Source organism: Pedobacter sp. GW460-11-11-14-TSB4 (assembly GCF_059423705.1).
On record NZ_JBWKYI010000007.1, the window covers coordinates 17,883 to 30,353 of the forward strand.

Genomic DNA, 12,471 nt, shown 5'->3' on the forward strand with positions numbered 1-12,471 from the left:
TTCGACCAAACCAAATAATACAACATAATATTCTTAATTAAACACTAACCATAATACTATATTTTGTTTTGTTAATTTTGCCCGTAAATCATATTTTTTATGGAAGCGAGCAAATTACAGGAAAAGGATCAACAGGTATTAAATGATCTATTAGAAAAGGTTAAGGAACAGACCGATTTATTTTTAGGTTATCCTGTTTCAAAAGACTTCGACTATCAGGCATTATCCGATTTTTTAAAATATCCGATGAACAACCTGGGCGATCCTTTTGTTACTTCAACCTATGGCGTAGGCTCTCGTGAACTGGAAAAAGAAGTCGTGCAGTTTTTTGCCGAACTTTTCCGTGCCCCTGCTGATAATTGGTGGGGTTATGTAACCAATGGTGGCTCAGAAGGCAATCTATATGGCTTATACCTCGCCCGCGAATTACATCCTAAAGGAATGGTTTATTATTCTGAAGCTACACATTATAGCGTTCAAAAAAACCTGCATCTACTCAATATGTCGAACATCGTGATCCGCACACAGGAAAACGGAGAAATCGATTACGAAGACCTTGAACACACCATCAGGATGAACCGCCATATGCCTGTTATTATTATGGCCAATATTGGCACCACCATGACCGAAGCGCGTGATGATGTGGCCAAAATTAAAAGCATTTTAAAAAAACTGGCTATCCAACATTATTATATTCACGCCGATGCGGCACTGTCTGGCACGTACAGTGCCTTAATTGAGCCAAGACCAGCATTCGACTTTGAAGATGGTGCAGACAGCATTGCCATTAGTGGTCACAAGTTTTTCGGCTCGCCGATGCCTTGCGGAGTGGTGGTGGCCAAAAAATCGAACCGTGACCGCATTGCCCGTTCAGTAGCTTATATCGGAAGTGTTGATACCACCATTACCGGATCCAGAAATGGCCATAGTCCCTTATTTCTATGGCACAGCATTAAACGCTTGGGCTTAGCAGGATTAAAAAGCAGGGCGATGCACAGTTTGGCAACAGCAGCTTATACAGAAAACAAACTTAAAGCGATTGGTATTGCAGCCTGGCGGAATGTAAATGCCATCACCGTGAACTTCCCTACCCCATCTGCAAACATCTGTAAAAAATGGCAGCTGGCAGCAGAACAGGGACATTCGCATATCATCTGTATGCCAAACGTCATGCAATCACATATCGATCTTTTAATTGCTGATCTTAAAGCTGAAATGATGTTGCAGGATTAACCTGTTATACAAACATTTTAATAAAGCTGATGTTTAATAACGATGCTAAATTAGTATTCGCACATTAAACTGCTTTATATGAAAATAATAATTGTAGGCGCAACAGGTACACTGGGCAAAAAAGTAGCCGAAGCTTTTGCGCAAAAACATGAGATAATCCGCGTAGGAAATACCAAGGGCGATGTTCAGGTAGATATTACCAATGAAGCATCGATTAAAGCCATGTTTGAGCAGATAGGTCCTTTCGATGCACTGATTAGTACCAGCGGAAAAGGTCCTTTTGCACCTGTAAGTGAAATGACAGGGGAAGTATTTAAGCGTGGCCTGCTGGATAAACTATTGGGGCAGGTTAACCTGGTGCTTATCGGTCAGCACTACATTAATAAAGGTGGCTCATTTACGCTAACATCGGGCATATTGGCCGATCATCCGGTTGCAGCAGGCGCCGCACTAAGCGCAGTAAATGGAGGGTTAAATTCTTTTGTCCTCGCGGCTGCTCCGGAACTTAAAAACGGGGTTCGTTTAAACGCCATCAGCCCTAATGTGGTTGAAGATTCGCCCGCTTATTTCGATTCATTTCCCGGCGAAATTCCAGTTACCATGGATAAAGTAGTCAAAGCCTACGAGAAAAGCGTGCTGGGTATTGTAACAGGCCAGGTAATAAAGGTTTATTAATTTCGCCCCTCATTTTTAATAAATCCAGGACATCGTTTTTTAACAAAAGCTTGTTCTAAAATTTTGGTTATTCAAAACTCAAAGTATTATATTAGTCTGTCTAACAATCTCAATAATGATAGAAACACAACGCCTCATTTTAAAACCCTTAACACACAATCAGCTCTTAAAATATATTAAAGATGATCATTCCCTTGAACAGGAGTTAGGCCTTTTGCCAACAAAGAAAAACATTTCGCCTTCTCTTCACGATGCGCTGGAACAAACCATTTTACCTAACGTTTTCGATAAGGATAAAGATTACCTGTACCATACTTTATGGACGATTATATCCAAACCCGATCATAGAATGGTAGGCGATATCTGTTTTGTTGGTGAGCCCGATCCCAATGGCGAAATCGAAATTGGTTATGGTACCTACGAAGAATTTAGAGGAAAAGGATTTATGACTGAAGCCGTTGGCAGGATAATAGAATGGGCAAAGGAGCAGCCCAAGGTAAAATCTGTTTTTGCGGCCACCACGAAAGATAATGTAGCCTCTTATTCTATATTGGAAAAAAACAACTTTACCCATATTGGAGAAGTTGATGATATGTTAAGCTGGAAAATTGAATTGAGGTAAATTTTACCAACATCCTGAATTTATTTCAGGATCTACCCAAAGGTTATTTTTTTACATGAGAGATGCTGAAACAAGTTCAGCATGAGGATCGTTTATTTCAGCAAGACGATTGCTTTATAAAAATTCCAGTTTTTATAGCACAATCTCAAACAGACTTAAACTAATTCCTTCATAGTGTTTTGGTAATCCATCAGTTTTTTCCATGGTTACTACACCAACATAATCAAAACCGCAACCCGTATAATATTCGAGCAGTTTTTCATTGTCGGCCCAGGTATCCATTCTGATAAATTTAATGTTGTTTTTTGCTGCGTAATCTTTGGTCCATTTGATAATCTCTTTCACAAAAGAATAACCTCTAAATTCGGGATGGGTTACAATCCGATGGATATAAATTGCATCGTGGTCGCGATCACCCCAAATCAAGCTATCGTTAAAGGTAACAGCAAATACACAGGCCACTAAGCCATCTACCAGAATTTTATATTGACGGTTTTCATCAATTTCGGCCTGTACCATTTCCCTGCTAAAGCCTTGCCAGTGTTTGTTAAACACTTTCTTTTGATGAGCTATAGCCATATCATAAAATTGGAAAATGGTATCGATATCAGTTGTCTGGCTATTTAGAACTTGTAATTGCATGAGGCAAAGGTAAGGGTAAATTTTTATCTGTTAGCCGGGATGGACAAATCCTGGCTTTTGGTGGATTTCAAAATCCACAACACCCTGCGACGAGATTACAAATCTTGACAAGCAAACAAAAACAGGGCTATTTCTCAAAGAAACAGCCCTGTTTTAAATACGTTGATTTGTAGGTATATTGACCTTACGCCTTCCACCTTTAAACCTTCAACCTTACCTTATTTCTGTCTGAAATAAATCTGGATTGGTGCACCGGAAAAATCAAAGTTTTCCCTTAATTTATTCTCAATGAAACGTTTATACGGATCTTTAATGTACTGAGGCAAGTTGCAGAAAAAGGCAAACATTGGCGAAGTGGCATTAATTTGTGTGATGTATTTAATCTTAATGTGTTTTCCTTTTAATGCCGGTGGCGGGAATTTCTCGATCAATGGCAACATCACATCATTTAATTTAGATGTAGGAATTTTCTTGCTCCGGTTTTTATAAACTTCTAAAGCCGCTTCAATGGCTTTGAAAATACGTTGTTTGTTTAATACAGATGTGAAAATGATCGGCACATCGGTAAACGGGCGGATACGCTCATGAATCTGCTCCTCGAAAGCTTTCATGGTCTGGGTATTTTTTTCAATTAAATCCCATTTGTTAACCAGAATTACGATCCCTTTTTTGTTCTTCTCGGCCAGGTGGAAAATATTAATATCCTGACTTTCGATTCCTTCTACCGCATCAATCATTAATACTACCACATCAGCCTCTTCTAAAGCTTTAATGGTACGCATAACCGAATAAAACTCTAAGTTTTCTTTAACCTTTGTTTTTTTACGTAATCCGGCGGTATCGATCAACATAAATTCATGACCGAACTGGTTATAATGGATTTTAATCGAATCGCGGGTTGTACCTGCATTTGCGGTAACAATATTACGTTCTTTACCAATTAATGCATTAACCAAAGAAGACTTACCCACGTTAGGACGACCTGCAATGGTAATTTTAGGCAGCTGGTTTTCCTCTTCCGCAATATCTTCGAAATTTTTAACAATTTCATCCAATAACTCTCCTGTTCCAGAACCTGTCATGGATGACAATGGATATACTTCGCCTAGTCCAAAACCATAAAAAGTATGGATTTCATTGTATAAAGCGGTATTATCTACTTTATTTGCACAAACAAAAACCGGTTTGTTACTTCTGCGCAATACCTGCGCAATATCATCATCTAAATCGGTAATGCCTGTAGTTACATCGACCATAAAAACCAAAACACTGGCTTCTTCGATGGCGATCATTACCTGCTCGCGGATTGCGGCTTCGTAAACATCTTCTGAGTTGGCTACGTAACCACCCGTATCGATTACGGTAAATTGTTTATCTATCCATTCGCCCACACCATAGTGCCTATCGCGGGTTACGCCGCTCATATCATCTACAATGGCCTTACGGCTTTCTGTTAGTCTATTAAAAAGGGTGCTCTTGCCTACGTTTGGCCTGCCTACGATGGCTATAATATTACTCATGGGTGTTCTTTTGATAGTTAATGGCTTATAGTTAATGGTCGTGGTGTTTAGGCAAGCTGCTCAAACTATTTGGCTATCAGCCATTGACTATCAACTACTAACCGATTTATTTCGGGCTGCAAAGGTACGGTTATTTTTCGTAACCTCTATTAATATTAATTTTTATACTTCTCTAAAAGTCCTTTTATGACTTCTTCGGTTAATTGATTTCCCTGCAATAATGGGAAACCCTCCCACCTTACTATTCCTTTCGGATCAATTAAAATAGCATGCGGAATACCTTTAACCTGAAGTGAGTCTTTTACCGTTCCCTTCGTATCAATAGCTTCAAAATAGTTGATTTTAGGATTACTAAAAGCTTCTACTTTTTCTGCTGCTTCATCAGAAACACCAATAATTACCATTTTATCAGCATATTTCTTTTGAATATCGTTTAATGTAGGGATATATGCCCGGCATGGCCCGCACCAGGTTGCCCAAAAATCGATTAAGACAAACTTGCCTTTGGTATCGGGCTGTTTCGAAATCCACTTTTCCACAACCAAATCCGGTGCTTTTTCATTCAGGATAGATTTTGCCCACAATTTTTTACCATTGTTTGATTCCTGGGCAAAAACTGTTGTACCGATCAACAGCAAGAGAAACGTTAAACTTTTCTTCATCTCCTAAAATTCGAAATTAATTATCGTAACCGAAGCTTTTTAAATAATTCTTTTTGCTTCTCCAGTCAGGGATTACTTTAACAAACATTTCCAGGAAAACCTTGCTATCTAAAAACTTCTCGATTTCTAAACGTGCCTCGGTACCCACCTTTTTCAACATACTCCCGCCCGTACCGATTAAAATGTTCTTTTGCGAATCGCGTTCTACCACAATTTCTGCAGTAATCCTGATCATGGCACCTTTACCGTTTTTCATTTCTTCTTCTTTAAAACTCTTCACAATGACCTCGGTACTGTAAGGAATTTCTTTCTGATAATTAAGGAAGATTTTTTCACGAATAATCTCAGAAACGAAGAAACGTTCTGAGCGATCGGTTAAATCTTCTTTATCATAATATGGTGGATGTTCTGGCAACATTTCCAGTACGCGGTCCAATAATCCGTCGACATTGTGTTTATGTAAAGCCGAAATGGCATAAATAGCAACCGGATTTAGCTTCTCCTGCCAGTAGGCAATCTTCTCGTCAACCTGTTCCTGTAATGCTTTATCGATTTTATTGATGAGTACAATTGTTGGGATATTACGGTTCAGAATTTTTTCCAGAACGTCTTCCTCATCATGCTCTTCATTAATGTCGGTTACGAATAAAAGTACGTCCGCATCAGTCAAAGATCCGTTAACAAAGCTCATCATACTCTCTTGTAAACTGTATTTTGGCTTAATTATACCCGGAGTATCAGAGAAAACGATCTGATATTCTTCTTCATTTACGATCCCTAAAATGCGGTGTCTTGTGGTTTGTGCCTTAGGAGTTATAATGCTAAGTCGCTCGCCTACAAGCACATTCATGAGGGTAGATTTACCTACATTTGGTTTACCTATTATACTAACAAAACCTGCTTTATGCGCCATTAAAATATTTTTTAAAAAAAATTTGCAGCACAAAGAAACGAATTATATCTTTGCATTCCAATTCGGAAACAGAGTTAAGGATTTAATTCAAAGAAAAAAACGAGTTGTATAGAGTGCGGGGTGGAGCAGTTGGTAGCTCGTCGGGCTCATAACCCGAAGGTCGCACGTTCGAGTCGTGTCCCCGCTACCAATTCAGTTGGTGGTTTACAATTGGCAGTTTTAATTGCACATTGTAAACTGGAAATTAAAATGCTGAAAATGGCCCGTTCGTCTAGGGGTGAGGACGCCAGATTTTCATTCTGGAAACAGGGGTTCGATTCCCCTACGGGCTACGAAACCGCTACAAGAGCTGAGCAGTTTTTTTTATCAGTTTCAACACTGCAAAATTGAAGGTTGGTATTCCTTAAAAATACATGAGAGTGCGGGGTGGAGTCCCGAAACTTCGGGAGTACGCTCGCTGAGCTCATAACCCGAAGGTTAAAATGACAACATAGAGTGCGGGGTGGAGCAGTTGGTAGCTCGTCGGGCTCATAACCCGAAGGTCGCACGTTCGAGTCGTGTCCCCGCTACCAATTCAGTTGGTCGTTATCAATTGGCAGTTTTAATTGCAAATGATAACTGGAAATTAAAATACTGAAAATGGCCCGTTCGTCTAGGGGTGAGGACGCCAGATTTTCATTCTGGAAACAGGGGTTCGATTCCCCTACGGGCTACGAAAAGCATCAATCTGATAAAGATTGGTGCTTTTTTTTGCTCCATGAAATAGCAATGGGTATAATCTTTGCCAACATTCAAATAAAAACACAGCCACTATTTGTAACAAGTCTAAATAAGCTTATATTTGCCGCATATCCTCCAAACAGATATGAACAACCAGCAATTTATCGATTTCTTTAATCTACATTGGGGCAATGTTTATGGGTTAGCGCTATCAAAATGTGGCGACGAGGTAATCGCCAAAGATATCTGTCAGGATATATTCTTATCCATCTGGAAAAGGGAAATCACATTTGAAAATGAGGTGGAAGCATCCAAATATCTTGCCCGGTGTACCAAATATCAGATTCTTAATTTTTTCAGGAACAAGAAACAACAGGAAGAAATTACGGATGTAAACTTTGGCAGCGAGATTGAAGCTTTACGATACAATCCGGAGGCGATGCTGCTTGATAAAGAACTTTCAGGAGAACTTGAAGTGTTTATATCAAACCTCACAGAACCAACTAAAAGCATCTTTCTACTGAGCAGAGAACAGCAGCTGAGTTATAAAGAAATTGCATCAGAATTGGGAATAGCTGTAAAAACGGTTGAAAAACATATTTCGCGTGTACTTAAGGAGTTTAGGGCAGTTCTCAACCCTGCTTAAAGTATCCAATCATCCTCAAATAAAATATTTTTCAGATTTCGCGTAGGGTAATCCCATCTTAAGGGTAGATATAGGTATGGAAGATATCGATGCCGACTTACTGGAAAGGTATGCTAAAGGCAAATGCAGTCCTTCGGAGCAAAAACAGGTTGAGTTATGGCTTGCCGACGAGCAATTCCCTGAAGGATCAAAAATTGAGGATGAGCGTATTCAGGCGGAGATTTATTCAGCCATTCAGCCTCACCTAAAGCCGATTCAAAGAAAAATCAATTTCAAATGGCTGATCTATGGATCGATAGCCGCTAGTATTGCGCTGGCATCTGGATTTTTCTTCTTTAACCAGCAGAAACACCAGACGCAAAATATAGTATTTAATGCCCCGTTTGGGCAACCCAGTACCATTACCCTGCCCGACAGCAGCAAAGTAGAACTTCAACCAGGAAGTAAAATTTCTTACCCCAGTAAATTCGACAAAACCACAAGAAATGTAACGCTATTTTCTGGTGAAGCCTTCTTTATTATCCGACATAATTCCGCACAAGCCTTTATCTTAAATAGCGCCAACAGTGAAATTAAGGTCCTTGGAACGAGGTTTAATGTGCGCAATCTAAAATCAGCACCTGTTCTTGAGGTTACCCTTACCCAGGGCAAGATTAGTTTCCAACCGAAAAATGGTGCGCTGAGTATCCTAAAACCAGGAGAAAGTTTAACTTTCAATAAACACAATCAACATCTTTTAAGCATTACTCAGGTAGATACCAGTGGGGTAACAGCATGGAAAACCGGTACGATCCGTTTTAATGATACACCTATGCCCGAGGTACTGGAGACGCTCGAGAACCGATATGGATTTAAATTCAAAATCAGCTGCCAACTTGATAAACCCATTAGCGGAAAGTTTGGAGAACAGTCTATAAGCAGAGTGCTACAACTTATGGAGCGGGCTTCTGATTATCGCTTTAAAAATTCAGGAAAATATATTGAAGTCTATAAATAAAAATTAAACAAGAAACTACCGGAAGTGCGTCAACACCCCGGTAGTTAAAATTACCATCAATTCTCACAATCAATGATCAATTACAAATTTATGAATTTAAAGTCTGTTCTCTCAGCCTTTTGTATTTTGCTATGCCTCCTGCTCTCGAGCAACAGTTTTGCTCAGCAGGCAACTGTAAACATTTCTCCACGAACACTAAAATTACGTGCCGCACTCGAACAACTTGAAAAAAAGGCAGGCCTGAATTTTATCTACAGTGATCTCAATACTGAGCTGGACAAAACCATTACCTTATCACCATCAGCTTTATCGGTTAACGAAATCCTGATCGAATTAGCTAAAAAAACCGGACTGACCTTTACGGCTAGCGGGAAAGACATTACCATTAAACAACAGGCTAAGGGCGAAGTTCGTGGTAAGGTAATTACTGCAGAAGGAAAACCTGCCCAATTTGTAAGTGTTAGTCTCGATCGCTTACGCACTACGATTGTTGACGCTGATGGGAATTACCGGTTTCGTGATATACCAGAAGGCGCACATACACTTTTTGTTAGCTATATTGGCTTAGAAAGTCAGAGCAGAGAAATCAACATCAAAGCCGGCACGAAAGTTAGCGCAGATTTTACTTTACGCGAAAGCCATTCAGAATTGGATGAGGTAGTGATTAATGGCGGTGAAACCAATAGATTTTCGGTAAAAAAAACCACTACGGCAGCAAAAATGCCTTTGGCAAATTTAGATAACCCTCAGGTTTATACCACCATCCCAAAAACCTTGTTAAACGAACAAATGATTACGGATTTCAGCTATGCGCTTAAAAATTCTCCCGGGGTTTATAAAATTCAGGGATCGAGGGGCATTAATACTGATGGTGCATCGTATTATAGTATGAGAGGTTTTAGAACCGAAGCTGCATTGGTTGATGGGTTACCATCGCAAACCAATGGTGAAATCGATCCATCCAATATCGAACGGGTTGAGCTGATTAAGGGTCCGTCAGGAACACTTTTTGGCGGCGCAGTGGTATCGTTTGGTGGCCTCATCAATATTGTAACCAAAAAGCCCATTGATACGGCAGGTGGAGAGATATCTTATCTTACCGGAAGCTTCGGACTGAACAGAATAACAGCCGACGTTTACGGACCAGCTAAAAAGAATTCGAAGTTATTATTTAGGATGAACGCAGCTTACCAATACCAGGGCAGCTTTCAGGATGCTGGTTTTAGAAGGACAACATTTTTTGCCCCTGCGGTAGAATACCGTGCATCGAACCGTTTAACACTCAGCCTTAACGCTGGTTTCTATCAAACAGAGGCAACCAGTTCATCAACAATCTTTTTAAACAGGGTAAGAAAGTTTATTGCCACCACACCGGAAGAATTAAATTTTGATTGGAAAAGATCTTACAACTCGAACGATCTGACCATGAAAAACCCAACCGTAAACATTAAGGCACAAATAAACTACCAGATCTCAGATCAATGGCGCTCACAAACCATTTATTCTAGCAATTCCAGAAAATCGGATGGCTTTTACCAATATGAATTTATCAGAGGTGCTACCAGCGATGAAATGTTAGAACGGAATATCAGTCTTCAAAACTCGACAAATACCGCGAGTGATATCCAGCAGAATTTTATCGGAGATTTTAAGATACTGGGGCTTCGAAATAGATTAATTGTTGGTCTCGATTACCTTAACCAAACGATAAACAATAACAATTCGCCATACCTGGTATTTGATAACGTAAGTGGATTAAATCCATCAGATCCGAATTATGTAAAACTTTCGAGAGCGGCTGTTGAGGCCAGATTAGCAGCAAGTACGGCAGCACCAACTAAGAACATTGGAAAGAGCAATATCTATAGCGCTTATGCTTCGGATGTACTGAATATTACCAACCGTTTACTGGCCATGTTAAGCTTACGTGTTGATCGTTTCCAGAACAGAGGTACATTGAACCAGGCCACCAATACCATTGTTACCAATAGCAAATACATGCAAACGGCTGTATCGCCAAAGTTAGGTTTAGTTTATCATGTAATCAAAGATCAGGTATCTGTTTTTGGAAATTATATGAACGGTTTTGCAAACGTAGCACCCGTTACACAGCCTGAAGGCGCTGGTGTATCGGGTACATTTAAACCGCAGCATGCTAATCAGTTTGAGGCAGGAGTAAAAACCGATCTGTTTAATGGTTTGTTAAGCTTCACTGCCAGCGTATATGATATTAAAGTGGATAACCTAACCCGCAACGAGGACCTGATTGTAGGTGGAACAACTTATAATATTACGGTTCAAAATGGCACGCAGCGGAGTAAAGGTGTCGAATTAGAACTGATCGCCAATCCGTTAAAGGGATTAAATATTATTGCCGGATATAGTTACAACGACAGTAAACTGACCAAAGCTACTGTCGCGCTCGAAGGCAGAAGACCAGCTTCTGCTGGTCCTGCCACCTTAATTAATAGCTGGATCAGTTATGTTCTTCCTTCAGGAGAGCTTAAAGGATTGGGGCTTGGATTGGGCACAAATTATGTAGGCAAACATTTAACCTCTAATTCTGCTGTAACCGGGATATTCACGCTTCCATCGTATGTGATGATGAATGCAACCGCATTTTATGACACCGGAAAATATCGTCTGGGATTTAAGGTGGATAATCTTACTAATCAATTGTACTTTACCGGCCAGGGTGTATTGAGTGCCCAGATGCCAAGAGCTTTTGTTGCCAATGTTTCGTACAGGTTTTAAAAAAATCATCTACCTATTACACCTCTGGCTCGGACTTTCATCCGGGCTAGTGGTGTTTGTAATCGGTTTAACAGGCGCTATTTATTCGTTTTCTGATGAATTAAAAGCTGTTCTGTATCATGACAGATTATATGTAGATATTCCCCATGGCGCAAAAAAACAATCATTCGATCAGCTTTTGTTTGTTGCACAAAAAAAGTTCGGTGGGCTTAAAAAAATATCCAGGGTAGAAATACAGCAATCGCCGGATAGAACCTACATGTTCAGGGCATACAAAGCAGAGAAATATTTTGAAAAAGTATACCTAAATCCCTACACCGCACAAATTGTATTTCATGAAGACGCCAACAAGGAGTTTTTCAATGTGGTGCTTTCCATTCATCGTACTTTGCTGCTTGGAGATGTTGTTGGTCATTTTATCATCCGTTGGTCGGTAGTTTGTTTTGTGATATTGCTCCTTTCGGGCATTGTACTCTGGTGGCCAAAGAAATGGAAAATAAATTTCTGGAAACAAAAGCTTCAGGTAAAATGGGATGCGAAAGCAAAGCGCCTGAATTACGATCTGCACCAGGTTTTCGGGTTTTATGCTTTTTTAATATTGTTAATCATTTCGCTTACCGGCCTGATGTGGTCGTTTGATCTGGTATCCGACAAAAAAGTAAAGATTTTTTCAGATACCACATCATTGGCCGGACCAACGCCAAATCACCTTATTCTTTCAAATACCAAATCGCTGAGTAAGGAGGCCTCCTACCTCCTTTATAATCTTCCGGTTACCAAAGGAGGAACAGTTAACGTTTCAGCTTATCTTGATCCTCAGCGAATCCATCAGAAAGTTCAATATAGATTTGATCGCTACAGCGGTAAATTATTATTAAAGGGGAAATCATTTTCTTCCCTACCTGCATTAGATAAAGTAAAAGCACTTAATTACGATCTGCACACCGGAAGTATTTTTGGATTCTGGGGCAAACTTCTTGTGTTTTTCGCTGGATTAATTACGGCTTCACTCCCCATTACAGGCTTCTTAATTTGGCTCTGGCGGAAAAAGGCAGCGAATAACCGTTAAACACGTTTCTTCTTAATA

Annotated in this window: 11 protein-coding genes and 4 tRNA genes; 11 read left to right on the forward strand and 4 right to left on the reverse strand. The window is 39.9% G+C overall.

All coding sequences use genetic code 11. The features are described 5' to 3' along the window. Positions 1 to 99 precede the first annotated feature (99 nt). From AC07YT_RS08965 to AC07YT_RS08975, 3 genes are all read left to right on the forward strand, one after another. On the forward strand, positions 100 to 1,233 hold the full coding sequence (locus AC07YT_RS08965; protein ID WP_086548850.1) for a histidine decarboxylase: 1,134 nt from the start codon (positions 100 to 102) through the stop codon (positions 1,231 to 1,233). Positions 1,234 to 1,311: 78 nt separating this feature from the next. Next, entirely contained in the window at positions 1,312 to 1,908 is a 597-nt protein-coding gene (locus AC07YT_RS08970; RefSeq protein ID WP_086548849.1) for a short chain dehydrogenase, read from the forward strand. A gap of 115 nt (positions 1,909 to 2,023) precedes the next feature. Next, positions 2,024 to 2,530: a GNAT family N-acetyltransferase gene (locus AC07YT_RS08975; RefSeq protein WP_086548848.1), complete on the forward strand. Its 507-nt coding sequence runs from the start codon at positions 2,024 to 2,026 to the stop codon at positions 2,528 to 2,530. 132 nt (positions 2,531 to 2,662) lie between these two features. Here the strand turns inward: AC07YT_RS08975 and AC07YT_RS08980 are convergent, their stop codons facing one another. The 4 genes from AC07YT_RS08980 to era all read right to left on the reverse strand — a co-directional run bounded on the left by AC07YT_RS08980 (position 2,663) and on the right by era (position 6,267). Next, entirely contained in the window at positions 2,663 to 3,172 is a 510-nt protein-coding gene (locus AC07YT_RS08980) for a GNAT family N-acetyltransferase (RefSeq protein WP_086548847.1), read from the reverse strand. A 218-nt stretch (positions 3,173 to 3,390) separates the two neighbouring features. Continuing rightward, positions 3,391 to 4,692 carry a ribosome biogenesis GTPase Der gene (der, locus tag AC07YT_RS08985; protein WP_086548846.1) on the reverse strand — a complete coding sequence of 434 codons (1,302 nt, stop codon included), beginning with the start codon at positions 4,690 to 4,692 and terminating at the stop codon, positions 3,391 to 3,393. Between the two features lie 155 nt (positions 4,693 to 4,847). Next, entirely contained in the window at positions 4,848 to 5,354 is a 507-nt protein-coding gene (locus AC07YT_RS08990; RefSeq protein WP_086548845.1) for a TlpA family protein disulfide reductase, read from the reverse strand. Between the two features lie 16 nt (positions 5,355 to 5,370). Beyond that, positions 5,371 to 6,267 carry a GTPase Era gene (gene era / locus AC07YT_RS08995; RefSeq protein WP_086548844.1) on the reverse strand — a complete coding sequence of 299 codons (897 nt, stop codon included), beginning with the start codon at positions 6,265 to 6,267 and terminating at the stop codon, positions 5,371 to 5,373. A gap of 114 nt (positions 6,268 to 6,381) precedes the next feature. On the opposite strand from era, the gene AC07YT_RS09000 reads away from it, so the two are divergent. From AC07YT_RS09000 to AC07YT_RS09035, 8 genes are all read left to right on the forward strand, one after another. Continuing rightward, a tRNA-Met gene (locus tag AC07YT_RS09000) sits at positions 6,382 to 6,457 on the forward strand. A 70-nt stretch (positions 6,458 to 6,527) separates the two neighbouring features. Next, positions 6,528 to 6,599: transfer RNA gene (locus tag AC07YT_RS09005), tRNA-Glu, on the forward strand. A gap of 164 nt (positions 6,600 to 6,763) precedes the next feature. Next, positions 6,764 to 6,839: transfer RNA gene (locus AC07YT_RS09010), tRNA-Met, on the forward strand. A 69-nt stretch (positions 6,840 to 6,908) separates the two neighbouring features. Further along, a tRNA-Glu gene (locus AC07YT_RS09015) sits at positions 6,909 to 6,980 on the forward strand. Positions 6,981 to 7,132: 152 nt separating this feature from the next. Continuing rightward, the gene (locus AC07YT_RS09020; protein ID WP_086548843.1) at positions 7,133 to 7,633 is read left to right on the forward strand and encodes an RNA polymerase sigma factor; all 501 of its coding nucleotides are present in this window, start codon (positions 7,133 to 7,135) and stop codon (positions 7,631 to 7,633) included. A gap of 76 nt (positions 7,634 to 7,709) precedes the next feature. Next, positions 7,710 to 8,630, forward strand: coding sequence for a FecR family protein (locus AC07YT_RS09025; RefSeq protein WP_086548842.1), 921 nt, complete (start codon positions 7,710 to 7,712; stop codon positions 8,628 to 8,630). 90 nt (positions 8,631 to 8,720) lie between these two features. Then, a complete protein-coding gene (locus AC07YT_RS09030; protein WP_494945285.1) occupies positions 8,721 to 11,384 on the forward strand; it encodes a TonB-dependent siderophore receptor in 2,664 nt (887 codons plus the stop codon). Next, positions 11,365 to 12,453 carry a PepSY-associated TM helix domain-containing protein gene (locus AC07YT_RS09035; RefSeq protein WP_086548840.1) on the forward strand — a complete coding sequence of 363 codons (1,089 nt, stop codon included), beginning with the start codon at positions 11,365 to 11,367 and terminating at the stop codon, positions 12,451 to 12,453. Before AC07YT_RS09030 ends, AC07YT_RS09035 begins: the two co-directional genes overlap by 20 nt. Positions 12,454 to 12,471: the final 18 nt, after the last annotated feature.

What these genes read in the sequence shown, in the direction of transcription:
- AC07YT_RS08965 (WP_086548850.1), top strand. Translation starts at nt 100, where the DNA reads ATGGAAGCGAGCAAATTACAGGAAAAGGATCAACAGGTATTAAATGAT.
- AC07YT_RS08970 (WP_086548849.1), top strand. Translation starts at nt 1,312, where the DNA reads ATGAAAATAATAATTGTAGGCGCAACAGGTACACTGGGCAAAAAAGTA.
- AC07YT_RS08975 (WP_086548848.1), top strand. Translation starts at nt 2,024, where the DNA reads ATGATAGAAACACAACGCCTCATTTTAAAACCCTTAACACACAATCAG.
- AC07YT_RS08980 (WP_086548847.1), bottom strand. Translation starts at nt 3,172, where the DNA reads ATGCAATTACAAGTTCTAAATAGCCAGACAACTGATATCGATACCATT.
- der (WP_086548846.1), bottom strand. Translation starts at nt 4,692, where the DNA reads ATGAGTAATATTATAGCCATCGTAGGCAGGCCAAACGTAGGCAAGAGC.
- AC07YT_RS08990 (WP_086548845.1), bottom strand. Translation starts at nt 5,354, where the DNA reads ATGAAGAAAAGTTTAACGTTTCTCTTGCTGTTGATCGGTACAACAGTT.
- era (WP_086548844.1), bottom strand. Translation starts at nt 6,267, where the DNA reads ATGGCGCATAAAGCAGGTTTTGTTAGTATAATAGGTAAACCAAATGTA.
- AC07YT_RS09020 (WP_086548843.1), top strand. Translation starts at nt 7,133, where the DNA reads ATGAACAACCAGCAATTTATCGATTTCTTTAATCTACATTGGGGCAAT.
- AC07YT_RS09025 (WP_086548842.1), top strand. Translation starts at nt 7,710, where the DNA reads ATGGAAGATATCGATGCCGACTTACTGGAAAGGTATGCTAAAGGCAAA.
- AC07YT_RS09030 (WP_494945285.1), top strand. Translation starts at nt 8,721, where the DNA reads ATGAATTTAAAGTCTGTTCTCTCAGCCTTTTGTATTTTGCTATGCCTC.
- AC07YT_RS09035 (WP_086548840.1), top strand. Translation starts at nt 11,365, where the DNA reads ATGTTTCGTACAGGTTTTAAAAAAATCATCTACCTATTACACCTCTGG.